General features: G+C 44.3%; 32 protein-coding genes. 4 read left to right on the top strand and 28 right to left on the bottom strand.

All coding sequences use genetic code 11. The annotated features are described in order from the left end of the window. Positions 1-429 precede the first annotated feature (429 nt). Complete coding sequence (locus ACED45_RS17200) at positions 430-1,614, top strand: RelA/SpoT domain-containing protein (RefSeq protein ID WP_371714561.1); 1,185 nt, start codon at positions 430-432, stop codon at positions 1,612-1,614. A gap of 208 nt (positions 1,615-1,822) precedes the next feature. Here ACED45_RS17200 and ACED45_RS17195 read toward each other — a convergent pair whose 3' ends face one another. Beyond that, entirely contained in the window at positions 1,823-2,191 is a 369-nt protein-coding gene (locus ACED45_RS17195; RefSeq protein ID WP_016792151.1) for a phage protein, read from the bottom strand. 348 nt (positions 2,192-2,539) lie between these two features. On the opposite strand from ACED45_RS17195, the gene ACED45_RS17190 reads away from it, so the two are divergent. Both ACED45_RS17190 and ACED45_RS17185 read left to right on the top strand, forming a co-directional pair. Beyond that, positions 2,540-2,962 (top strand): phage protein, encoded by a 423-nt coding sequence (locus ACED45_RS17190; RefSeq protein WP_017073518.1) that lies wholly within the window; start codon positions 2,540-2,542, stop codon positions 2,960-2,962. A gap of 62 nt (positions 2,963-3,024) precedes the next feature. Then, entirely contained in the window at positions 3,025-3,756 is a 732-nt protein-coding gene (locus ACED45_RS17185) for a hypothetical protein (RefSeq protein ID WP_017102028.1), read from the top strand. Positions 3,757-3,809: 53 nt separating this feature from the next. Here the strand turns inward: ACED45_RS17185 and ACED45_RS17180 are convergent, their stop codons facing one another. The 24 genes from ACED45_RS17180 to ACED45_RS17065 form a co-directional block, all read right to left on the bottom strand. Beyond that, positions 3,810-4,253 carry a hypothetical protein gene (locus tag ACED45_RS17180; protein ID WP_231903191.1) on the bottom strand — a complete coding sequence of 148 codons (444 nt, stop codon included), beginning with the start codon at positions 4,251-4,253 and terminating at the stop codon, positions 3,810-3,812. Positions 4,254-4,383: 130 nt separating this feature from the next. Then, complete coding sequence (locus ACED45_RS17175) at positions 4,384-4,782, bottom strand: hypothetical protein (protein ID WP_231903193.1); 399 nt, start codon at positions 4,780-4,782, stop codon at positions 4,384-4,386. Positions 4,783-4,890: 108 nt separating this feature from the next. Continuing rightward, positions 4,891-5,292, bottom strand: a complete 402-nt coding sequence (locus ACED45_RS17170; protein ID WP_017102030.1) for a hypothetical protein — start codon at positions 5,290-5,292, stop codon at positions 4,891-4,893. A gap of 38 nt (positions 5,293-5,330) precedes the next feature. Continuing rightward, on the bottom strand, positions 5,331-5,858 hold the full coding sequence (locus tag ACED45_RS17165; protein ID WP_371714560.1) for a hypothetical protein: 528 nt from the start codon (positions 5,856-5,858) through the stop codon (positions 5,331-5,333). Next, positions 5,848-6,150 carry a hypothetical protein gene (locus tag ACED45_RS17160; RefSeq protein WP_371714559.1) on the bottom strand — a complete coding sequence of 101 codons (303 nt, stop codon included), beginning with the start codon at positions 6,148-6,150 and terminating at the stop codon, positions 5,848-5,850. Before ACED45_RS17160 ends, ACED45_RS17165 begins: the two co-directional genes overlap by 11 nt. A gap of 174 nt (positions 6,151-6,324) precedes the next feature. Then, positions 6,325-6,762: a hypothetical protein gene (locus tag ACED45_RS17155; RefSeq protein ID WP_371714576.1), complete on the bottom strand. Its 438-nt coding sequence runs from the start codon at positions 6,760-6,762 to the stop codon at positions 6,325-6,327. A 184-nt stretch (positions 6,763-6,946) separates the two neighbouring features. After that, complete coding sequence (locus ACED45_RS17150) at positions 6,947-7,183, bottom strand: hypothetical protein (protein ID WP_123300957.1); 237 nt, start codon at positions 7,181-7,183, stop codon at positions 6,947-6,949. Between the two features lie 399 nt (positions 7,184-7,582). Further along, positions 7,583-7,780, bottom strand: coding sequence for a hypothetical protein (locus tag ACED45_RS17145; protein ID WP_371714558.1), 198 nt, complete (start codon positions 7,778-7,780; stop codon positions 7,583-7,585). Next, positions 7,777-8,187, bottom strand: coding sequence for a hypothetical protein (locus tag ACED45_RS17140; RefSeq protein WP_371714557.1), 411 nt, complete (start codon positions 8,185-8,187; stop codon positions 7,777-7,779). Before ACED45_RS17140 ends, ACED45_RS17145 begins: the two co-directional genes overlap by 4 nt. Next, positions 8,184-8,663: a M15 family metallopeptidase gene (locus ACED45_RS17135; RefSeq protein ID WP_371714556.1), complete on the bottom strand. Its 480-nt coding sequence runs from the start codon at positions 8,661-8,663 to the stop codon at positions 8,184-8,186. Before ACED45_RS17135 ends, ACED45_RS17140 begins: the two co-directional genes overlap by 4 nt. Beyond that, complete coding sequence (locus ACED45_RS17130) at positions 8,660-9,103, bottom strand: hypothetical protein (protein ID WP_371714555.1); 444 nt, start codon at positions 9,101-9,103, stop codon at positions 8,660-8,662. The genes ACED45_RS17135 and ACED45_RS17130 overlap by 4 nt, the downstream gene beginning before the upstream one ends. After that, positions 9,100-9,999: a hypothetical protein gene (locus tag ACED45_RS17125; RefSeq protein ID WP_137001656.1), complete on the bottom strand. Its 900-nt coding sequence runs from the start codon at positions 9,997-9,999 to the stop codon at positions 9,100-9,102. The genes ACED45_RS17130 and ACED45_RS17125 overlap by 4 nt, the downstream gene beginning before the upstream one ends. After that, positions 9,996-10,940, bottom strand: coding sequence for a hypothetical protein (locus ACED45_RS17120; protein WP_371714554.1), 945 nt, complete (start codon positions 10,938-10,940; stop codon positions 9,996-9,998). Before ACED45_RS17120 ends, ACED45_RS17125 begins: the two co-directional genes overlap by 4 nt. Further along, a complete protein-coding gene (locus ACED45_RS17115; protein WP_016787082.1) occupies positions 10,921-11,127 on the bottom strand; it encodes a hypothetical protein in 207 nt (68 codons plus the stop codon). The genes ACED45_RS17120 and ACED45_RS17115 overlap by 20 nt, the downstream gene beginning before the upstream one ends. Continuing rightward, the gene (locus ACED45_RS17110; RefSeq protein WP_165887195.1) at positions 11,127-11,264 is read right to left on the bottom strand and encodes a hypothetical protein; all 138 of its coding nucleotides are present in this window, start codon (positions 11,262-11,264) and stop codon (positions 11,127-11,129) included. The genes ACED45_RS17115 and ACED45_RS17110 overlap by 1 nt, the downstream gene beginning before the upstream one ends. A 10-nt stretch (positions 11,265-11,274) precedes the next feature. Then, positions 11,275-11,544, bottom strand: coding sequence for a hypothetical protein (locus ACED45_RS17105; protein ID WP_132974615.1), 270 nt, complete (start codon positions 11,542-11,544; stop codon positions 11,275-11,277). A gap of 9 nt (positions 11,545-11,553) precedes the next feature. Further along, entirely contained in the window at positions 11,554-12,375 is an 822-nt protein-coding gene (locus ACED45_RS17100) for a major capsid protein P2 (protein WP_016787085.1), read from the bottom strand. 11 nt (positions 12,376-12,386) lie between these two features. Continuing rightward, on the bottom strand, positions 12,387-12,518 hold the full coding sequence (locus tag ACED45_RS17095) for a hypothetical protein (RefSeq protein WP_016787086.1): 132 nt from the start codon (positions 12,516-12,518) through the stop codon (positions 12,387-12,389). A 106-nt stretch (positions 12,519-12,624) separates the two neighbouring features. Next, positions 12,625-13,344 (bottom strand): type IV secretory system conjugative DNA transfer family protein, encoded by a 720-nt coding sequence (locus ACED45_RS17090; protein WP_240800825.1) that lies wholly within the window; start codon positions 13,342-13,344, stop codon positions 12,625-12,627. Next, positions 13,313-13,801: a hypothetical protein gene (locus tag ACED45_RS17085; protein WP_371714552.1), complete on the bottom strand. Its 489-nt coding sequence runs from the start codon at positions 13,799-13,801 to the stop codon at positions 13,313-13,315. Before ACED45_RS17085 ends, ACED45_RS17090 begins: the two co-directional genes overlap by 32 nt. Continuing rightward, positions 13,791-14,261, bottom strand: a complete 471-nt coding sequence (locus ACED45_RS17080; RefSeq protein ID WP_132970255.1) for a hypothetical protein — start codon at positions 14,259-14,261, stop codon at positions 13,791-13,793. Before ACED45_RS17080 ends, ACED45_RS17085 begins: the two co-directional genes overlap by 11 nt. Continuing rightward, entirely contained in the window at positions 14,251-14,490 is a 240-nt protein-coding gene (locus ACED45_RS17075) for a hypothetical protein (protein WP_016787090.1), read from the bottom strand. The genes ACED45_RS17080 and ACED45_RS17075 overlap by 11 nt, the downstream gene beginning before the upstream one ends. Before the next feature lie 554 nt (positions 14,491-15,044). Continuing rightward, a complete protein-coding gene (locus ACED45_RS17070; protein WP_371714575.1) occupies positions 15,045-15,638 on the bottom strand; it encodes a hypothetical protein in 594 nt (197 codons plus the stop codon). Positions 15,639-15,654: 16 nt separating this feature from the next. Beyond that, complete coding sequence (locus ACED45_RS17065) at positions 15,655-15,816, bottom strand: hypothetical protein (protein ID WP_371714551.1); 162 nt, start codon at positions 15,814-15,816, stop codon at positions 15,655-15,657. A gap of 128 nt (positions 15,817-15,944) precedes the next feature. On the opposite strand from ACED45_RS17065, the gene ACED45_RS17060 reads away from it, so the two are divergent. Then, positions 15,945-16,217 (top strand): helix-turn-helix domain-containing protein, encoded by a 273-nt coding sequence (locus tag ACED45_RS17060; protein ID WP_137001547.1) that lies wholly within the window; start codon positions 15,945-15,947, stop codon positions 16,215-16,217. 765 nt (positions 16,218-16,982) lie between these two features. Here the strand turns inward: ACED45_RS17060 and drt2 are convergent. The 3 genes from drt2 to ACED45_RS17045 all read right to left on the bottom strand — a co-directional run bounded on the left by drt2 (position 16,983) and on the right by ACED45_RS17045 (position 20,099). Then, positions 16,983-18,266, bottom strand: coding sequence for an antiviral reverse transcriptase Drt2 (drt2, locus tag ACED45_RS17055; protein ID WP_371714550.1), 1,284 nt, complete (start codon positions 18,264-18,266; stop codon positions 16,983-16,985). Between the two features lie 439 nt (positions 18,267-18,705). Further along, entirely contained in the window at positions 18,706-19,374 is a 669-nt protein-coding gene (locus ACED45_RS17050; RefSeq protein ID WP_065680067.1) for a hypothetical protein, read from the bottom strand. Positions 19,375-19,511: 137 nt separating this feature from the next. Beyond that, positions 19,512-20,099 carry a hypothetical protein gene (locus tag ACED45_RS17045; RefSeq protein WP_371714549.1) on the bottom strand — a complete coding sequence of 196 codons (588 nt, stop codon included), beginning with the start codon at positions 20,097-20,099 and terminating at the stop codon, positions 19,512-19,514. Positions 20,100-20,315: the final 216 nt, after the last annotated feature.

The following is a 20,315-nucleotide window of genomic DNA, read 5'->3' as shown; positions in this document are numbered from 1 at the left end:
GAACGAGGCACCGAGCCACACCGTAGAGGTTATTAGTCCGTATGTCTCAACTGGCGAGTGTTTCTAACTGCCAATGCCAATCTAAGTAGCACCCTCCCTCATCCTGCCAGAATCGCTCTTTAAGGCCTTACCACATCGGTAAGGCTTTTTTGTGTTCACTGGCTTTCTTTAAGATCATTTGAGTGTCGAAAAGGATCTCTTTTCAGTGCTGACGGACAACAAGTGAGGACGACGAAGACTGAGGAGGACGAGCGCGGCGGGAGGAAGCCAACCCCCGTGTTGTATCACGGGGGTAAATTCGACCAAACTAAGAGCATTTTGTAGCCATAGCTCTTAGTTTTGCTCTAAATAATTCAACCAGTTGAGTTATTTTAGATATAATCCATTGGAACGTCGTCCCGAATAAATAACAAACGGATTGGAAGTAAAATGGCTAATCAACAGTATGAAAATCAAAAAGTGACACTACGTTACACCAAAAATGAAATTGATCGTGCTGCTCGTAGTATACGTCATGGGTGTGAGGCTGAAGAACGTGAAGAAGCAATTAACAAAATTCAAAATTATCGAGAATTACATGCTTACCCGTTGATGCTAATGAAGAACCATTTGGTTAGAACATCAAACAGGGTCTCGAACGATATCTTGGTTGCTAGGCGCCTCAAGCGTTTACCTACAATTATTAACAAGCTCGAGAGACCATCGTTGGATGGTACGAGTAAAAATGCAATCAAGATGACTCGGATGCAAGATATTGGCGGTTGTAGAGCAATAGTCAAAAACTTAAAGCAGCTTAAAGAATTACAACAATTACTATTAAAAAGTCGCTCTGTTCATAAAATCACCCACACTTCAGATTACCTCACTCCAAAAGCAAGTGGTTATGGTGGCGTTCACTTAATTTATAGTTGTTTTCATGACTCAGACTGTAAACATAATTGGAGAAAGACTAAGGTTGAAGTGCAATTGAGAACTCAGCTGCAACATGCGTGGGCTACTAGTCTAGAGATTATCGACACACTTGAGCAAATTGAACTTAAGACTAGTATGGGTGGTCATGCGCACTGGCGTGAATTTTTCTCTGTGGCAGGTAGGCTTGTTGCTCACGATGAAACAGCATGTATCCTTTCAGATGAAGACTTATATGACTCAGAGTTGCGTTTGACTGAGTTGGCTGAAGAGCTAAATGTCGATACAAAACTTAGTCAATTTTCTCTAGGGATTCAGGCTGCAACTAAAGGATTAAAAGAGCTGAAGTCCCCTAAAAATATTGGAATGTGTTTAGTTACACTAACTACGGATGACTTTAAGCAGGCTTTTGATAAGAACCCTGCAGCGAAAAATGGCAAAAAGAAGTTCAAGCTCAACGTTAAAGTTCAGATTTACAAAACGAATGACACACCAGATGCTCTTAACGAGCTTAACCAATGTGAGAAAAACCCAGAAGTTTTAATGTGTGTTCTATTGTCTGCTAAAAATGCTCAGAACCTTAAAAAGGCTTATCCGAACTATTTTGGCTCTACTGGTGATTTCCGTCGTTTCATAAAGAAACATAAACGTGTAATCGAAACAGAGGCTCCAGAAGATGCAGATACTTTAGAAGAAATTGGTTAGTTAGTAGTTGGTTTAATAGCAAAAAAGCCGAACCCTCTCGATAAAGGTTCGGCTTCTTTCTCCTTGATATGACCAAAAAGGAGGACTGGCTACTTAAACAGGAATTTCAATGTTCCAGTCGCAGCTACTCTACCAATAAAAATCACATCGTGTTAAATGTGTTTACTTAACTAAGAACTCACTCTAGAGAAACCATACTTTTCTAATCCTACTTCTTTATATTGGCTATCGCCCTAGCTAGTCCGAGTAGGTGCGTTGAGGTCTTAATTTCAAGCTCGGATTGAATCCCCAATAACGCAATCCCTGCCAATATTTGTTGCGGCCTCACCACTTGTCCTGTCGGCAGTTCCATTCTGTCGTATAACATTTTGAACTGTATCCAATCTTCGCTAATGCTTAGTTCTCGACCTTTGGCCATTCGCATAAGCCTTTTGCACTCGGGAGGTATCGGGTTTCCCTCATCCCAACCTGTGACAGTTCTCACAGATTTAAAACACAGTTCAGCGACCTCTTCCTTCGTCATTTGGCACTCTAACTCTCGAAAAATGTAATTCTTACTCATTTCGCGATACTTCAATGATAAAACCTCTAAATACAAGAGGTTGCACTGATTTTATAAGATATGCACCATTAAACATAATCAGACATAATACGCACCGATTTGCGTAAAATCTGAGAGTATTCAGTACCTTAGCAATTGCAGATTTTGCGTACACGCGTGCTATAGACGCTTGAAATTCAAAATGTTTCCACATAAATACGATCATTAATTAGTTTTCGTCCTTCAATTTTGCGTTATACCTAGTTTTCGTCACTGTTCTTTTTTCCGGTTTGACGACAAGTTTCATCGAATTCACCGATGGACATCGTGTTTTGTCATCGAAAAAAGAATTCGACGGATGTTTGATAACTTGAAGGAGATCACATGCTCACTCCCCGTTTTGCCGATCTATTGAATCGCTACTTCGACGACATTCATGAAGCCGCCGCGTATTTTTACGTTCAACCGATCACGATCAAGCGTTGGCTGTCTGGCGCGGTCCCGGTCAATCCACTGGCCGAAAAATTGATGAACATTCACGCCCGTGGCTACTTACCGTTGGATCATCGCTGGAACGGATTTCGAATCAACGTTGACCGTGCGATCTTAATTACCCCCGAAGATCGGGAATTCAATCCCAAGGAATTGCTCAGTTTTGCGTACTGGCGTGACGAGCACCGGCAACTGGTTGAGCGCCACGGCAAAATTGAGTCCCCGAAATACTATCCGGCTAAAGAGCATCCCTTGCCATTTCGTGGCGGTCGTCGCATGCCGCCTAAGCCCTGGATCCCGGCCAAATTCAAATAATGGTGCCATTCAGAGCAACAACCCTCGAGATAAGCTTCTTTAATCTAGGAACGTAAAACGTCATGACAACGATAATAGCCAGCCCGAACATTTTCATCGCGGGTGACGCCATGTGGACTAGCCAAGTCAGCGGTTTGGAAGTCGACTGTGAGACGCGCAAACATATCGTGTGTCTCGAGCAAGTGATCTTTTTTTCGGGTGATGAGCACCCTATTATCCTCGCGCAAGCCGTGCTTCTGGCCCTCATTTCTGACGAGGAATACATTCAATTAGCCCAAGCGCTCGACGAACGCGATGAGATTGGCTTGATTGCGGTAACGGAAAACACCGGTGCGCTGATAGACATGCCCATCGGCAACAACGCGACCACCGGAGAGCTGGTGTTTACTGGCTCTGGGGGCTTCCATGCGGCCACGTTTTATCAAGATCTCGACAGATTATCTTGCCTGTTAACAAGAATAGATACAGCGATGACGATGGCGTTCCACGTCGACGAGCAATCCGGCAACGGGATCCACAAGAAGGTGTGGCCTCAGCGCTACGACAACTTGTGTTATACTGACACCAGTTACCGAGAATACATCGGGGCTAAAATTGAAGAATATCACGAGTTCATCGCCGAATGGGCCTTAATGGAGGGCGACAACATGGCAGCACAACTTCCCCGCTCTACAAATCGCACAGCGCCGGCACCAAACGCGCCCAAAGCGACCCCAGAGCGCATGAAAGCAATACTCGACGCGATAAGAAAAAACCAGAAGAAACAAACTGAGAAACAAGAAGAAAGTGCCTAAAACAGAGGCGCCTGAACAGTACGTAGGTCATGTTCAGGCGCTTGTTATGTGACCTAATTTTTGACAACTATCTTAAGCTTTTTATCTATTAGTGTTACCCCTGCATGAGTCACTGATATGTTTCCATCAGAATCAGTCCTCGGAGTCATCAATATACTACATTCACTTCCATCATTATTGAGAAGGCTAGCGGAAATAGAAGGTGATTGACCTTTTTTATGTTCGCTCTTTTTTATCTCAAAACGATAATATTTACGACCATCTTGTTTTCTTTCTTCAAAATCATCGGAACCTAGTAATATTATATATGGCTTAAGTTTTAGAAACTTTAATACAGCGAAAGAAATACTCAAAACAGCTGCGATAATCTTTAGGAAAATGACCACATAATTTAACGCGCCTTCTCCAATGACCGATTCCAGTTCTTTTAAGACAGAAGCAATGGCACCGAATATAACAGCTACAATAAACATCCAATCAATTTCATCTAAATTCATTTATTCTCCTTTACACCACCAAATCCAAGGTTCCATTATGCACATAGCCCCGCCTTAAACATTAAGGCTAATTCGAACCAAAATTTCCATAGTCGAATCGTTTGTTATATTTATTCTCTTTTGATACGAACTATAAATTACCAATTATTTTTTGAATTTCATCTGGATTTAAGTAGCTATTATTAACTTTACCTTCAATCAAAAAACCGTCTGCTAATATTTGGGATAGTTTTTGAACAGACTTTTCATTAAAGAGCTTCGGATAGATCCGCGTATACGCATTGAACGTTGCCTTTAAGTTACGGTGGCAATCTTCAGCTGAACTGAGTGTTGTGACCTCTCCCGAATTAAATATAGGTATGAAAATTTCAAGTAGGTTGTTTTTTAACTCTTGCTTTAGCTTTCTGCGACTTGTGATTTTCTCGAGCCCAAGACCTAAAAAGAATGCCAGAATACCAGGGAGCCATCCATTCATGAAACTATGAAGTGAAATTTTCCACCACTCAATATCATTAATTATAAAATACACTAACTCTTCCTATTGCCCGTGACGTACTTGAAAAATATAACGCCTTAAACATCGAAACTAAAGACAAACCTACAATGCCGAATGTAATAAATTGTGTTGATTAATTTGTTAGACGAATGTTGCCTTCAGCAACGCGACTTGTTGCTCAAACAACCCACTATCAAATTTGGAGTAAGATTTAGCTATATTTACCCATTGAACTCCGGTTTCATCAATATGACGAAATTCAATTTGTAACGCATATTTTGAACAACGAAGAAAACCAAATATAAAACCTACAATCGTTAAAGTAACAACTAAAGCTTTCAACCAAAAAGGTGTACTCTCAAGAGTTGGGATTGCTAACCAAACTGCTCCGGAGAAAACAAATAACCAAAATATTATTTGACCTAGATTGTCGAGTAAGCCAAGTTTCTTAACTCTGACATTATTAATTTTTGATAAAGGATACGAATCTTTTTTAAAGCTAAACTCTTCTTGGCTTAGTTGAAAATCTGTTTCCTTGTACATTATTGCCTCCATTTTTATCAACACTCTTAAATGCTTTATTAGCTTTTTTGGGTTACATACTTTGCGTGAATATCGAGAACAAATGGCTCCACTAAAGCTATACATCGGTCTAGATCGTCATCCGTTATATCTACTTTCTCACCATCTAAGGTATGACCATTTCGATGCACAAGGTCATGGCGTAACTCAAGTTGTTTTAATAGCTCTCTGCTGATATTAAAACGAATGCCAAGAACTTTTTTATAATACATTTCAACATCATTAAGCCGATGCCATACCAATGCTTTCATTGAGTGTATCAAATACTCATCAATAGGGTTGTTTAAAGCAAAAGGAACCGTCACGGTAGCAGAACGAAACTTGTCATGGCTTGCTAGTTTTCGGAGTGATTCTGGAGAATTAGTAAGTTCAAAAATGAACAAGTTTGAAAGATACTGTTCCATTAAGCTTATCACTTTCGAAAAATACAATTGGTTGTGAAAACTATCTCTACTTTGGGCTCTTATTTGCGTAAGTCCTTCAGTGAAAGTATTGAGATATACATCAAATTCCGTATCAGAACTCATTAGCATGGTACTCCACTCTAATTTGCTCTTTTAACGCTCTATCCTTTGTCTCAACGTCTAGCGTCCAATCAACACCAACATTGGAAGACCAAACATTAATGTTAAACTCATTACCTTCCTCGTCTTCAAACGAATCATAGTTTTCGCTAACACTATCCCTATAACGCTCTGCCACAAAGTTAGGAGACGGTACGCTAACAACCGTAACCTCTTCAGTACCGCGATAAATAAGTAGATAGCCACCGGAAATGGGTGGCATACAGTCATTACCTTCTAACGTAAACTTCATCATCTCATTTCTCAAAATACAAATACGTTTCGATTATAACAGCATAGTTTTAGGCTTACACCTTCAGAAAGCTAACGCCCGCTTAAGTGGTGAGTAGCGTAAGACCGATGTTTCTGCAAACCACCTTAAACACAGAACGCAACGTATAGTAAAAATGTCACGTGTTACGAATTAATCCTAAACAGTTCGGTATACGGTTGCGCCAGGCTCAGAGTTTGGCCCCAACTTACTGCTAAAAACGAACAGACAACTAACTAAAATACCTATCTCGAAAAGCTGACATAGAAAAGATGCTGTCTTAAACACCAGACCTGAATCCATCCAAGGCATCGCTATTTCAATTAGCACAGCGGCTAAAACCAAAGTATACCCAACTCGTTGATGCCATTTACCTAACACTCGCGAAAAGTGATGGAAAGCTAACAGATAAAACACCGAAAAAAAAGGCATTATAAACCAGGTGAGATACTCAAAAATTTCAATCAACGAGCTACTACCTTCGCCCAAAGTTGCCATTAGAATCGGGATAATAAAGTTGAGTAGCATGTAAAGAAACGGATATATAAGAATACCCAAGGCAAGATACCGAACTGATTTTTTAACTCCACTTTCCACTTGTGTTACCTTCTCTAGTTGGAGTGACGCATAACACCCAATTAAGTAGCTGACAACGCTACTAATACGTTCAAAATTACCACCAAAATCACTTAAACTGAACTGAGTTGAAAATCCCAAGCGTTGACAGTCTGCTTTAATTGCTTGTTGTTAGCTCTACGACTTAGACTGGACAAAACACAATTTATTGAAATTCATCGCCATGATTTTCTAATGTTTTAGTACCACACTCTAAACAAACTACATAGCGATCGATTAAATCTAGTGACGCTCCTGCTGGACTAGCCATCCCACCAAAAAAACCCGCAAGAAATTCCTTAAACTTTTCTTTCTTACTATTGCCATATTTGGACGGTTTTTGCTTAATCAATTCTTTATGTTCTGTTTTTTGACCACATTTGTCGCAATACCTAGCACTCATTTTAACCTCAATTGTTGTTTTATAAATCCTGAGAATGATATCGGAGTAGCTGCGCATATGAATGAGAAGTGAATCACACATATGAACCAATACGCACATTTAATAAGTAGAACTAACGCTTATTAGATAGAAAATTCTGCATTTAAAAACAGAGTTTTTCTGTCTAGTCTGATTTATGGGAAGAGATTATAATCATCAATCCTAGTTATAACAGTGATTTAAATCATTAACTGTGAAACTGGATGACTAAAGTGCAGATTGTTGTCTTAAGAAATACAGGAAGGGCCACTTCCCTAAGGAAATGGCCCTTTTCTTGATATGATTTATCGACGTTTCTTGTAGCGTTTTCGTGTGGTGTTTGCCCTCACTACGCGCCCGTTTTTAAGTGTGTAGCCTTTCTTAAGTTGGCCGTTTGGTCGACGTCCCTTGCATTTGTGTCCTTTCATTCGGTATCTCCAGTTTTCGTATCCGTTGCTCTTGGTCTTGCTGCACTCGCTTTCTCCAGTTAATGTCCGTTTTAAGAGCCGCAATTGTTCCTAGGCTTGAGACACAGCCGGTTATCAGCGCAATGACCAGTGTGTCTACAAATTCCATCATTTGTCCTTCCATCTAGACACGTAAAATTCGAGGAGATAACGCACCATGGCGCGCATCCCGAGCGTGTCAACGACGACTGCACCCACCACAAACCAATACGGATTCGGGATGCCCTGCAGCGCCTCAAAGCCTTGCTCAACATAGGGCGCGTAATTGGGGATAAACGAAAGGATAAGCGGCACAAACACCACCAAGAGAATGAACTCATCTTTGAATCCCCGCTCTCGAATGCTGACTTCATCGAGGCTACTGGCCTGCTCTTCGCCGCTTTGAAGTCGACGCACCCTCGCCTGATGCTTCTCGCTCTCAAGTTCGTCTTTGCGCTTAAGCGCTTCGGCTCGGTTTTGATTGTGTTGCTTATAGGCAGACACACCACCGGTCACGAGATTAACAAGCGCGCCAATCATGTGTACACCCGTCGACTTAATTCAATGTGCGGACCGTCTTTAAGGCTCTTCCAGTCACCACCCCAAACAATGGCGACATTCAGCTCTCGCGCCGCTTGTTTAAAGGCTTTACTGATGGCGTCGTAGTACTTAAAGTCCCACGTCACCTTGTTGTTCTCATCGTAAGCCACGAAATCGATCGCATGGCCAGATTGGTGCCGACTGAGACGTTTAGCCCCATCGAGCTGGCTCAAGCCCTCTTGATAGAGCTGATATTGACGTTTCGCGGTACGCAGACCTTCCGTAATACCAAAATCATACGGAGACAGTTCGAGTGCTCGACGTACAACCTTTTTCAAGTCGCCATGCACGCCCAACATGCGGGTTTCACTCCGAGCGGATAATACAAAGCCGCTGACGGTCTCATCGATAGTTTTCTTATTCATGAGGTACACTCCGGCCAGTAAGCCACTGGCGAGTAACATTAGCCATCTCATTCGCCCTCCGATTTCACAAGGAGTCTCGAATGCAGCGTAACGCTGGCATCGACGTTGGTGACGGTGATCTCAAGCTTGGTCGCGGCTTTCGGTTTGATAAGAAACAGTGGATAGCCATAGAGAGAATTCGAGGCAAAATACAGATACAAGAGACGGGGGGACGACACTTGCGTGTTGCTCCCTTTGAGAAATCTAAGATAGACGATGCCAGGTTTCGCCAAAATCGGAGAGGCACTGCTGCTCTGACTGTGCGGCGTTGCTTGCGATTGCTTAAAGCGCCTAAGCGTCAAATCGAGCATTTCGACATGGTTGGAAAGTGGGAACGTCGCCTTTCGACGTGAGCCGACAATGAATTTCATCTGATTATCGTGTTTCGCTTCCACGTTCAACAAACCATCATTAGCGCTGGCAAGCTCAGGATTGGTTAATGACAACATCATATCGCTTCTCCTAATCGAATATAGTCATTCTTAGACCCGAAAAGATTCACCGATTGATTGGTGTTGAGCATCAAATGCCCACCTGGACGTAACTCCATAAACCCCTGCACAAGGATCGTGCTTTTATTGGTCGAAGCGGCTTGTAAAATGAGGGTCTTTCTCGCGGTTTTACTGCGAATGGTCTGTGTTCGCCCCGTTAATAACAGAGTTCCATTGCCGATTTTGGCGAACGTCACCCGCTCTGGATCTGACGTCACTTTCAACTCGGTGTTGGTGATGGTCGCTTGCACGTCCAGTGACGCATTCCCAACCTCGACATTCACCGGTTGTTGAATACGTTCAACAGTCAACGGTTGTGTGATTTGGTCGACCGTCACCGGCTCGGCCACTCGATTGACATTAACCGGCGTTTGAACCTCACTAATCTTGGTAGGTGTTTGTATTTCTGAGACTTTAACTGGCGTGACAATGTCACTAACCTTAACCGCTTCTTGTACTTTTTGAACCGATACTGGCGTTTCAATCTGTGCCACACGCACCGGCGTTTGCACTTGACTCACCTGCACGGGATCCTGCACTTTTCTCACGTCCACCGGTTTTTCAATTTCACTGACCAACAGCGCGTTATTGACGCTGATTTTCTGCGCCTTGGTCATGATGAGTAAATCTGACACTTGGTATTCAAACGTCACATCCACGGCCTGATGATTGTGCAGCTCGAGCTTGTCAAAACGGGAGACATCAACGGTGTCACCGGCAAAGATCTCAATGGGACGCATCGCATCGCCCTGCAAAAGAAACGAGTGCGTGGTCTCACGCAAAATAAGGTACTTACCGGACTGACCCGCATTGAAGGTCAGCGTTTGACCGGGATCGAGTGTGTGGGTCTGTTTCATGATGCGCGCCTTGTCATGACCACCCCAATGGTGACCATCGTGCCGATGATCCCAAGGATGAGGGATAATTTTTTCAACGTGGAATTGTCAGATTCATTGCTGCCCGTTTGCTCTCGCGCTTTCGCATTGTTGGCTAAGGCGATCGCCGCTTTGGTGGTTTCGGTTTGTTGCCCGGCCATCGATTTGATGGAATCAATGGCGTATTGACTGACTTCGGATTGCTCTTCTAGGGCTGACGTCCCAAAGCCAAAGGCTTCGTCGACGGTGTTATCGACCACACGCAACGAGTTATCGACCATGTTCAAGGAATCTCCGACCACCGATTCATTGACTCTTAACGCTTGGGTACCAAAATCAAACGCTTCTTCGGCGGTACGTCCCGCAATGGCCATCGCGCCATGATCGGTCATGGTCAAATTGATGTCCGAGTCACTGACGCCCGACAGCATCACGCCGGTATTGTCGCCACCGACCGCCGCACTGCTGCTGGTGTTTGTGGTCGTCGTGGTGTTGCTTTGACGACTTTTAGAAGAACTTCTTCCACCCATATCCGCTAACCTTATTTGTAAAACCCGTTCATCGCCGTGACGTTCAATTTCCTGAACCGGTAACTTCAATCGTCTTGCAATGAATCGCTTGGCACCCTCACGATAAAAATGCGCTCGCACCGAATCAAAGCCATGCTGTTTGGCATGCTCGACGGCGGCCAATGTGCCGGAGGCCATGTCGCCCGATAACGCCACCACAACCAACTCTTTAGTGTTGTTTTCCAGCCGCTCACCACGCAACAACATGACAGTGTCACTTATTTGATACGTTGCCTCTAAGCCTTTTGCGACTTGGGTTTGTGCGTGTTGGTAATAGTCTCTCAGTGCCGGTTTTAGCCGTTGATGGACGTGCGCCCACTTTGCTGGCTGTAAGCTATCTTTTGGATAGCGCATACAAGGCAAACAGCGCCATCAGGACAATGAACCACCACGGCATGCCGCGTTGCTCACCGAGGCTGATGTGCCCGCCTTCAAACCCACTGTTGTTCGTGGTGTTGCCAGAGGTTCCGGACGTAGCGGGTCCTGCTGCGCCCCCTTGAAGGCCACCGCCACCGGTTAATGACGTCAATGATCCGAGCATCATCGCCCTCCTTTGAGCCACATCAGTGACGCGACAAACACCACCACAAGCAACACTTTATTGAGTCCTTTGCCGGCGCTCAGCCCAAACAGGCTGCCGACCCCAAATCCACCCAATACCCAAAACAGTAACGGCATCACCGTCTCCTTATCGTCGAAACGCCAGCGCGCCCAATATCAAGACCAGCAGCACACCAACTCCGCCACCGACGTACAACATCGTGTTGTCTTTCACGGGTTGAGCTTGCGGTGTGGTCACCGTATTCCCCTTGTTATCCACTTGAGGATGATTGGGTTGCTGCGTCTTATCAGGGTTCGTGGATTGGTCATTAGTGGGAAACAGCCAGTCGGCGTTTTCCCCGACCGAATCCAATGCGCCCGCGCCAAATTCCAACAAATCATCAAAAAAGCTTTTCATTGGCGCTCCTTAGGCCGCGCCACTCTGCAACATTTCCGGTCGCGTCACTTTCACCGACTCCACCAAGATCGGAATTGAGCCTGGGACATCGGTGGTGGTCACGGAGAATTTCAAGTTGGAGCTGTGCTGCGTCGGAAACAGTTCATCAATGGAGAACCCACGAACGATCGGGTCAAAATGGAAATACCCGTCTTGGGGCGTGCGCTCATTGCGTTTCGCGTTGGCTTCTGAAATGAAGGTATTGGCTTCGTACTCTTTGACAAAGTCGCGCTCAATTTCCAATTTGCTGATCTTGTCGTGCATGAAATGCATGCGACGAATGCTGATGAGCGGACTCGCCACCAAGTTGGTGAACTCGTTCTCGCCTTGCGCATTGGCCGGCATGGTTTCGCGTTTGATCATCGGCACCAAGACACGCATCGCTTGAGAGTTACTCACCCACGCATGTACTTGGATAGACAGTGGCGTCGCGTTGGCCGCCTTGCCTTTAAATTGGATATCGAGGTGTATATTGTCGCCCAGCTCAGTGACCAAACCGGTGTAACGCACCCCATTTTTGGTGCGTGCCACGATGTCACTGAACGGGATCACAAAATGCCCCGCGGTGGTGTCTCGTTGCTTGTAACGCTCGAGCATCAACAGCTCTTCACCGGTTAAGACGTAGATCTCTTCGGCGTTCAGCGTAATGGCAATGCGCTGCATGTCTGCAGCGCTGGCGTTGGTTTCCAGTACCAACTCGTGGTACGTCGGGCCATTAGGGATAGGCAATGTGCCTTTTTGTCCCCACGACGCGCCAACCATCGAATTCAGTTTGATTGGTTTGACTGACATCGTATTCCCCTTTAAAACCAGCCAGAGCGACCCAGCAACTTATCGAGGCCGCCGACTTTATTGTTCACAGCAAAGACGATCGCACCCGTCGTGACCGCCGCAATTCCGGCGACAATCGCCACATTTTTCACGTTCAATCTCATGGGAGTTCCTTTAGAGTGATTGATGCTGATAACGTGGTGTATAGAGAGGAAAATGACCAGAGCCTTGAACCTGTTAGGCTCAAAGTTAAACCTATTAGGTTACCCGTCATCGCTTGGGGTAGATTTTTCCTTGTTCCCACTTGCCTAAACCCGGTGATTTGAGAATGTAATCGGCGAACTTTTTACGCCCTAAATGCTCTCTATCGACGCAGCTTTGCAGCCCCAAAATGGCCTCCATCGGAATATCAAAATAGTCCGCAATGTACTTGGCATTGCGCCGTGAGCTGACCGCGCCCACGTACACATATTTGGATTCATCGAGTACCGTCTTCGGCACTTCTTGCCCGCGCTGAAACGTCGCGTGCATCACCAAGCCAAAACCGCGACCGCCCGTCCAGAGTTCGCCGGCTAACCCATCAAGCTTTGACGGTGTGTTGGTGAACTTGGCGAGCTCTTCAATCACACAGTGCAACTTTTTCGGATGATGACCATCGCCTAATGACCAGACCATGTTGGCAAACAACTCGAGGTTCTCTCGGGTTCGCGCTTGCTCGACCAGGGCCAACCGAAACGCAGCCTTTTTCTTCCTCGCAAACCACGCCTTGTGGTAGAACTCATCAAAGCTGTGGCACGCTTGCACGCGGCTACCTTTGAGCGGCGCCTCGATGTGCTCACTGTACGGATCGAACATCACCACTTGAGACGAACGCTCAATGAAATTGAGCTGACGAATGGCGGTAGTTTTGCAGCTGCCCGTAGTGCCCATGTAACAAACGTGCTCCGCATTGTGGGCGTTATTCTTGTTCACTGGATTGGGGAGCTTCACTGTCCACCTCCTGCGGCGTCTCGGGCTCAGTTGTCTCCTGAGCCTGTTTAAGTTGGCGCACTTGTTTGGCGCAACCGCCAATCAAGGTCATCGAGGCCATAGCAAACACAAACTCGCCTTGGTATTGGCCGAACCATTTCAAACCGGCGGGTCCGTACTTCTGCAGCATGGGCGATGCAGCGTCTAACCACTGATTACCGGCTCGGGTGTCGATTTCAAACGGCACATCAAACACGGTGCCGACGGTCATCTCCACCACACCTAAACCGTAAGAGAGCATCATGCGCGCGTCTTCTTCCCCGAAACCCAAGGTTTCCGGCGCCGCATCTTGGTTTTCGCCGGTGTCGGCTTCGTCTTGCTCTCGAGCTTCACGTAAGGTTTCTACCGCTTCAACGGCTTGTTGATCACGTTCATCCAGTTCGTTCTCCACGGGCGTGAATGGGGCTTCATTGCTCATGAGTGACTCCTTTCTTGGTCTTCGTTAAGCCAAACCACAACAAGGCGCAGGTGCTTAACAGCAACAACAATGACCAACCTAATCGCGTATTAACCGACTCGGCTTGGTTATCGTTGGGTTTGTCGGCGTTGCTTGAGCCCTTATCAGACTTGGTTTCGTTCGGTTTTTGGGGCTTAGTTGGGTCAGGATTTTTATTAGCACTGGTTTTATAACCAGTAGTGGCTTTATCTGGACTCGACACCATGTGGTTGTGTAACCAATCTTGAAACGGTTTCCCCGCGCTTTGGTTGGTTTTGCAACTCGGGCAAATGGTATAGAGCTGACCGAGACGGCGCTTATTCTTAGGCGGCTCACCGCCCTCGATGAGCTTATGCTCGCCCACGGCGTGCACCGTGCAGATCTCATCACAGCCATGCGTTGGGCAGGCAATGTAACCTTTGATCGGATTCTTACTGGCCATGCGTCGCCTCCAGTTCACACAAGCGAAGATGGAAGTTGTTCATGAGGGATTTCAGCAAGTGGATGGTTGTCGCCACCTGTTGGCTGGCTTCTTCTGCCGCTTGGATCGCGACAAGGGGTTTCTTGAAGGTGGGCACCGTGCTCCAGTCTGGAGCCGCTTGGGTCAGCGTTTGTTCAACGAGCTCAAGCTCGCTGACCAATTGTTGGTAGCTCTGTTGATGCATTGTCATTGTGTTGTCCTCTGTCTCACGACGTTGGTGTGTCCCTGTCTCACGACGTTGGTGTGTCCCTGTCTCTCGACGTCAACCAATAGATTATAACAATTAAAATAGCAAAACTAATAGGTTTTAGTAATCAAAATGAGAGCTTCGATTTCGCCTTTTCTTTCCTAATAGACCGTCGCGTAGCGACTTCATGGCCGTTGCTGTTCCCGCATTTTCGGTGTTTATCGCCATGCTATCGAACGTCTCGCGTCATAAGGCTCCAGCTCGCTGGCGAGCTCGATGAGCCGCTTCCTTTAATAAGTTATCCCCGTTTTTCACGGGGTAACAGTAACTGTCCCTTACATCTATCTTTAGATAGATCATTAGTCTTTAGACTATGCGTTGTGATCTCAAAGACTGAATTCATGGAGCAGTTAACGCCGTAAAACACCGGTTAGCGAACGGGTTATCCACAACGGCACAATCACCGCATTCAAACGATGAAATTTGGGAGGAATAGAGACGAAAAACCCCGAAAAATCGGGGTTCAGACGGATCGAGGCGCAGTTTGAGCTTTGATCTTAAGGCACTGTGCTGTCATGACGTTGAGTATTACGACGTGCAAACTTACGCAGTAACGTGATCGGTGTAAGAAGGTAACGGATGTGGACACCGGTTGAGGCGGCCATTTTTTTGAGGTTCTTAGTCGCAGCTTGTTTGGCATTCGCGTAGGCCACGTTTAAGCCGAGATCGCGAAAATACTTGTCGGTGATGCGCTTGATGGATGCCAATCCATACCAGTCGCCGCTGATGTTCTCTCGAGGTTGCTTGGACGTGATCCACCCTCGGTCTTTCGCGTAACTCACGCACTGTTTCACGCGCCATTCCGGTAAACCAGTGCCTTTGGCTACATTCGCCCAAGTTCTAAGCAAGAACCCTTTAGCGGTCACCACCCCTACTTTACAAGTCCGAAACTCAAGCTCACTGACCAAGTAATCCATCACTCGACCAATATCCGCTAAATATTGGCGCTGCGTGGATTTCCCCGAACGGGACAGCAGATAGTCATATTGTGAGGGGTTCTCAAGTAACTTTCTCCAGCGATCACGATTGAGCGCGGCCAATGGCCGCGCACTTCTTTTGTATGGGGAACGTTGGTGCTGATTTGTCTTCATCACTCTTTGACGCGCTTTAGGGTCTGTTGTTAGGGTTTTTGAACAACGGTTTTTGACGTTCAACGATTTGTCTCAGCGACACAATCACCAATCTGACACTCGACGTTAGCTTGCCTTGTTTGGCCGCTTGCTCAGCTGCCGCTAATGTCTCATCCAGTTTCGATTCTTGGTTATTCATCCCGCCTCCAAACAGTGATATCTCGCTCCACCTCACCCTATACGAATTTTCTAATACGGGAAATGCGTGTCGGGGATGGTAATTCAGCAATTTCTAGCTTTTAATCATCTCAAAGGACGTGGACGAACATGCAAGTTATTAACTACACAAATGCACTTTTGAATCGAGTCAAAGCCAAGTACGAACTGACTTCAGAGTACCAATTGGCAAAGAAACTTAAGGTTAGCGAGAAGAGACTATACAATTGGAGAAGAGGCATCTCCGGAATGGATTGGGACATCGCGTTCCACATCGCTGATATCTTGGGTGAAAGTGATCAAAATGTCGTGTTTGGCTTGCTGCCTAACAAACAGAAAAATCGAAGAGTAATCAAGGTGTTAAAGGATAACGCACCCGATTGAAAAGGTGCGTTTTTGCTTTAACACCACGTACATAATACGCACTGAGCTTGTAAGCCCCAGATAGTAATGTCACTATTTTCCAAAGTTATCCTTATCATCGTTTCCTCTTAAACCCTTAATACAACTGGCGTCTCAAGCATATTTAGTTCACCAGCATTCTCTAAACGCTCTTTTAACCCAATCATTATATGTGTGGCCAACATCTACATGATTCGTTTACACAAAGCCGATCAACGTGAACATTTGTTCTGTTTGTCTAACTTACATCTACTTGTACTAACGATTCACCGCGCTGTGTGCAAACCTTGTGGGCATTGCTGTCGTTTCTATTTCAGATTTTACACACGCCACCGTGTTTCTTGTTGGCTACACACGTTGAATTCTGTTTTGTGTTATCCAGTAAGCCAGTTAAGTTTTCTCGCACGAGCTCGTCTGTAATTTTCCATGCTGATTTTTTTAAACCCTACTTACTGCTCGCACTAAGTTTGTGCCTGTTGGTTAGATTATTGGATTACTCTGTGTATTCGTCAGATCTACGCAATGTCATGAACAGACTTGTTCACATGGGCTAAGTCACTTTACTGAAACTCACAAACATCCACGCTCGCGGTTACTTGACCTTAGATCATAGTTGGAATGGATTTAAGATACACTTTGACCGTGCGACCTTGGTCACGTTGAACGACGCGAATTTAATCCGAATATTCATTCTTCGTTTCAATCTACACTCTACAAAAGCTTTTTAAGAGCTTACTTTAGCACCTATTATATTTCTCTCTCTATTTCTTCATGAAATCTACGCCAGAGAGGCTTAAGTTGGCGTTTGATAGTTTTACTTTGCATAGTTTTTGCGGCCCTCAATCCATAGGTAACGAAATTCCTCCCACCTAAGTGAGTATAGCGACTATACAATTTACGCTTATAAAGTTTTTTCTCAGGCAAACCTTTAGTTATCCGAACCGAATTATACTTGTCCATTGTTCTTTTAGCTAAACGAATCCCACGTTTCATTTTTTCCGAATACCTCGCCAGTGAAGATGACCGAATATAAACATTTTCACCATCAAACATGAAACCTAAATATTGAAGCATTTGCTCCGAAGTTAAAGAGCCATTTTTATATTTGAATGTTCTTAATTCGGTTTTTTTTGGATTAATTGTAACTTTTAAGCTCTTTATTCGATCTTGAGCATAGCCCGCTACTCTAACTTTGAGAGGTGTCGGTACTATAAACAACATATCATCACAGTAGCGATAATATTTTCCACCATGAATATCTACGTACCTTTTCATTTCTGCATCAAACTCAAGCATATAAATGTTTGATAAAAGTGCGCTTATTGGAGAACCTTGAGGTATACCAAATGAGTTTTTGTTTGGCTTTATAAGCTTCTTCGTCCGAACGATATCTCGAAACTCCTTAGCAGTACAAATTCGATTTCGTCCATTTTTGGGGTTATTAGGCGAAATGCCAAACTCATTATACAAATCAACTTTATTTACTTGGGCAAACTTAGTGATAGATTTAAACACATTGAAATGGTCAGGTGGGAGTTTGTCTTTGCCTAGTAAACCAGACCAACTTTGTTTCAAAATTGAGTGATCTAGCGTGTCAAAGAATTTAGAGAAATCTAAAGCTACTGCACTACACTCCCCCATATCCTTAATTTGCTCGAACGCTTCAAAGGCAAAATCGATATTACTTTTCCCCAACCCACGGAAAGCAAGAATACACTCTGATAGCCCTAGTTGCTTTAATCTAGATTCGTACTTTCTACTCAAAATTTCGGCATAGTAAGCATAAATATGGCTATCTACATGTGCTGAATAAGCAATTGGACGCTCTTTGACTGCAATATCGATTTTTCGCGTTTTCTTATCTTTACTTATTTTCTTAGATTCAACCGCATAATTGATTAAGGGAAAGAACGCATGTTTTGCTACAAGATCTGAGTTAGTGACTAGATTGCGTGCTTTTTTTAAGCTGATCGGCAAATCGAAATGAAGATACCCGCGATTTCGATACCAGAGAGGAATATTTGATGACATTAGAGTACTCTAGCAAAACCGAGGCAGACTTAGAACTGCGGCAATTCCTTACGCCTTACCTCGGCTTAACCAAGTTGTTAAAACAACCATCCACGAATCCGGAGACTCTAGCCGCGTCATGTTAGAAATGGATTATACTGTAACTATAACCGTGGAGGTATCTATGAAGACCCTATTCCAGTTCCTGCTGTCTATCTGCTCAGCTTGCCTTATTGGCATACCGCTGGGAGTTGACAACCTGTTAAGTTCCTTTTGATCAGGAACTAATAAGCCCCTACCAAAAGCCAGTCAATGATACGATCATAAGAAACAAAATGCAATGTAATCAGTAAAGTATGATGTCAGTTCAAGAATCTAACATCCAGTTCCATGTGTAACTTAGAACGCCCCAGACACCCGGCGTAACAGGAATAACAAACCTTTAGGAGCCTTGTGGTTACTATATTTTTTTTAAGTCACTCTTAAAAGAACACAAGAAGTTCTCTAATTGTATAGCATTTAACTTTTGAATTGGTTTTGGGAAATCAAAGATCTCTAGAGTTTCTTCAAGAGAAGAGTCTTCCGGCAATAGTTCTTTATCCTCCAAATAGCTAGCCCCTATTCGAGTACCAGCATGTAGAAATACCTTCGTCGGTTTAAAGCCTAAATATGCTGATATTCTTACCGCGGCATCATAAATTGATAACTCACCGAAACCAGAAACTTTAGTCGCTTTCACAATACTGTAGACATCATCAAATGATTTAGCCTTTTTTAACTGAGAGGACTTTGATCTAAGCTTAACTGCCATGCTTGATAATATAGTATTATTTACACCTCGAAGATTACCCTTGTCGTCTTTAAACTCTTCTTGGTGAATATGCTTAAGCTCATATTCTTGTGACTCATATAGGATTTTAAACTTTGCACTACACCCATTCGCAATAGCAGCGTCCAAATTCGGTAAATTACGGTAGTATTGCAGGTATGCATCCAAGAAATCAGCACGACTCTCAAACTCAAAGCATTTCCCCAAGGTATCTCCATTTGCATCTTGAGGTTTAAATAATTTGTACTTTTTACTAAAATACAAATCGACAATTGACTCTAATTTATTCAAATTTTCCATAAATTCTCCTGGGAAAGAAACGTCAAGATAATATATGAATAAGGCTCCCACCTAACTCAAATTAGTGTTACTAAAAACAAACCCAACGTAGATAAATATACAAAACGTTGGGTGTATTCTTACTTTTTCAAGGACCTTTAGTTTAATAGTCTTTCTGACACTTCTGGAGGCATAACCGCTGATAGAAGTACGGGAACAGCTTCTAAGGCTACTGTCCCATCTTTAATTTTACGTTTAATGTATGCTGGATATTTCTCCGGCAGATAGGTCTCTTGAAACCACACTCTAAACTCTGATAATGCGCCCACAGGGTATGCATTGATCTCGGGATCTAGTTGTCGATATGAATCTGGATATTTATGAGCGATTTTGATTCGCTCACCATGAACAACCTCTAAGCTTTGATTTTTCCAAAACTTAGCCCAATGGATGCCTAAACTACCGTCCGGCATTATAGAGTCGTCAACAATAATATTATTGCGAATAAGAGAAGCAATAATCGTAGTAGCTTCATCAAACATCGTGAAATACCCTTTAGGGCATTCATTATTTAGGACTCGCTCTTGGAATAGTTTCCAGCTTTCAGATATTAGATCCTGTTCATTGTAATCAAGACGATCATATATGTACTTACGCAAACCTAGCTTGGCAGCTCTACGATAGTTGCGAACAGCTTCTGGTTTAATTACCTGAGCATAGTGCGCGTAATAATCTGTAATAGCCATTACAATTTGTTCGGGCACAGCGTGAATCACGCCAGTAATCGAGTTCTTACTGTCTATCTCTACATAAAGACTGTCTGGAACAAAGTCCGACTCTGTCCATTCCTTTATTAATTCTGTTAGTTGTTGACCTCGGATTTTCCCCTGAGCTTCACCCGCGGACCCAGGGCGGGATCGCACTTTGTTAACAGATATGATCTAATAGCTCCAAACCCATAT

This window comes from Vibrio crassostreae (assembly GCF_041439375.1).
Lineage (GTDB): Bacteria > Pseudomonadota > Gammaproteobacteria > Enterobacterales > Vibrionaceae > Vibrio > Vibrio crassostreae_D.
This window is presented reverse-complemented; position numbering and strand designations above follow the sequence as displayed.

Bases quoted from the DNA above. Each gene is read 5' to 3' on its own strand.
- ACED45_RS17200 (WP_371714561.1), top strand. From the start codon at position 430: ATGGCTAATCAACAGTATGAAAATCAAAAAGTGACACTACGTTACACC.
- ACED45_RS17190 (WP_017073518.1), top strand. From the start codon at position 2,540: ATGCTCACTCCCCGTTTTGCCGATCTATTGAATCGCTACTTCGACGAC.
- ACED45_RS17185 (WP_017102028.1), top strand. From the start codon at position 3,025: ATGACAACGATAATAGCCAGCCCGAACATTTTCATCGCGGGTGACGCC.
- ACED45_RS17180 (WP_231903191.1), bottom strand. From the start codon at position 4,253: ATGAATTTAGATGAAATTGATTGGATGTTTATTGTAGCTGTTATATTC.
- ACED45_RS17170 (WP_017102030.1), bottom strand. From the start codon at position 5,292: ATGTACAAGGAAACAGATTTTCAACTAAGCCAAGAAGAGTTTAGCTTT.
- ACED45_RS17165 (WP_371714560.1), bottom strand. From the start codon at position 5,858: ATGAGTTCTGATACGGAATTTGATGTATATCTCAATACTTTCACTGAA.
- ACED45_RS17160 (WP_371714559.1), bottom strand. From the start codon at position 6,150: ATGATGAAGTTTACGTTAGAAGGTAATGACTGTATGCCACCCATTTCC.
- ACED45_RS17150 (WP_123300957.1), bottom strand. From the start codon at position 7,183: ATGAGTGCTAGGTATTGCGACAAATGTGGTCAAAAAACAGAACATAAA.
- ACED45_RS17145 (WP_371714558.1), bottom strand. From the start codon at position 7,780: ATGATGGAATTTGTAGACACACTGGTCATTGCGCTGATAACCGGCTGT.
- ACED45_RS17140 (WP_371714557.1), bottom strand. From the start codon at position 8,187: ATGATTGGCGCGCTTGTTAATCTCGTGACCGGTGGTGTGTCTGCCTAT.
- ACED45_RS17135 (WP_371714556.1), bottom strand. From the start codon at position 8,663: ATGAGATGGCTAATGTTACTCGCCAGTGGCTTACTGGCCGGAGTGTAC.
- ACED45_RS17130 (WP_371714555.1), bottom strand. From the start codon at position 9,103: ATGATGTTGTCATTAACCAATCCTGAGCTTGCCAGCGCTAATGATGGT.
- ACED45_RS17125 (WP_137001656.1), bottom strand. From the start codon at position 9,999: ATGAAACAGACCCACACACTCGATCCCGGTCAAACGCTGACCTTCAAT.
- ACED45_RS17120 (WP_371714554.1), bottom strand. From the start codon at position 10,940: ATGCGCTATCCAAAAGATAGCTTACAGCCAGCAAAGTGGGCGCACGTC.
- ACED45_RS17115 (WP_016787082.1), bottom strand. From the start codon at position 11,127: ATGCTCGGATCATTGACGTCATTAACCGGTGGCGGTGGCCTTCAAGGG.
- ACED45_RS17110 (WP_165887195.1), bottom strand. From the start codon at position 11,264: ATGCCGTTACTGTTTTGGGTATTGGGTGGATTTGGGGTCGGCAGCCTG.
- ACED45_RS17105 (WP_132974615.1), bottom strand. From the start codon at position 11,544: ATGAAAAGCTTTTTTGATGATTTGTTGGAATTTGGCGCGGGCGCATTG.
- ACED45_RS17100 (WP_016787085.1), bottom strand. From the start codon at position 12,375: ATGTCAGTCAAACCAATCAAACTGAATTCGATGGTTGGCGCGTCGTGG.
- ACED45_RS17095 (WP_016787086.1), bottom strand. From the start codon at position 12,518: ATGAGATTGAACGTGAAAAATGTGGCGATTGTCGCCGGAATTGCGGCG.
- ACED45_RS17085 (WP_371714552.1), bottom strand. From the start codon at position 13,801: ATGAGCAATGAAGCCCCATTCACGCCCGTGGAGAACGAACTGGATGAA.
- ACED45_RS17080 (WP_132970255.1), bottom strand. From the start codon at position 14,261: ATGGCCAGTAAGAATCCGATCAAAGGTTACATTGCCTGCCCAACGCAT.
- ACED45_RS17075 (WP_016787090.1), bottom strand. From the start codon at position 14,490: ATGACAATGCATCAACAGAGCTACCAACAATTGGTCAGCGAGCTTGAG.
- ACED45_RS17070 (WP_371714575.1), bottom strand. From the start codon at position 15,638: ATGAAGACAAATCAGCACCAACGTTCCCCATACAAAAGAAGTGCGCGG.
- ACED45_RS17065 (WP_371714551.1), bottom strand. From the start codon at position 15,816: ATGAATAACCAAGAATCGAAACTGGATGAGACATTAGCGGCAGCTGAG.
- ACED45_RS17060 (WP_137001547.1), top strand. From the start codon at position 15,945: ATGCAAGTTATTAACTACACAAATGCACTTTTGAATCGAGTCAAAGCC.
- drt2 (WP_371714550.1), bottom strand. From the start codon at position 18,266: ATGTCATCAAATATTCCTCTCTGGTATCGAAATCGCGGGTATCTTCAT.
- ACED45_RS17050 (WP_065680067.1), bottom strand. From the start codon at position 19,374: ATGGAAAATTTGAATAAATTAGAGTCAATTGTCGATTTGTATTTTAGT.
- ACED45_RS17045 (WP_371714549.1), bottom strand. From the start codon at position 20,099: ATGGCTATTACAGATTATTACGCGCACTATGCTCAGGTAATTAAACCA.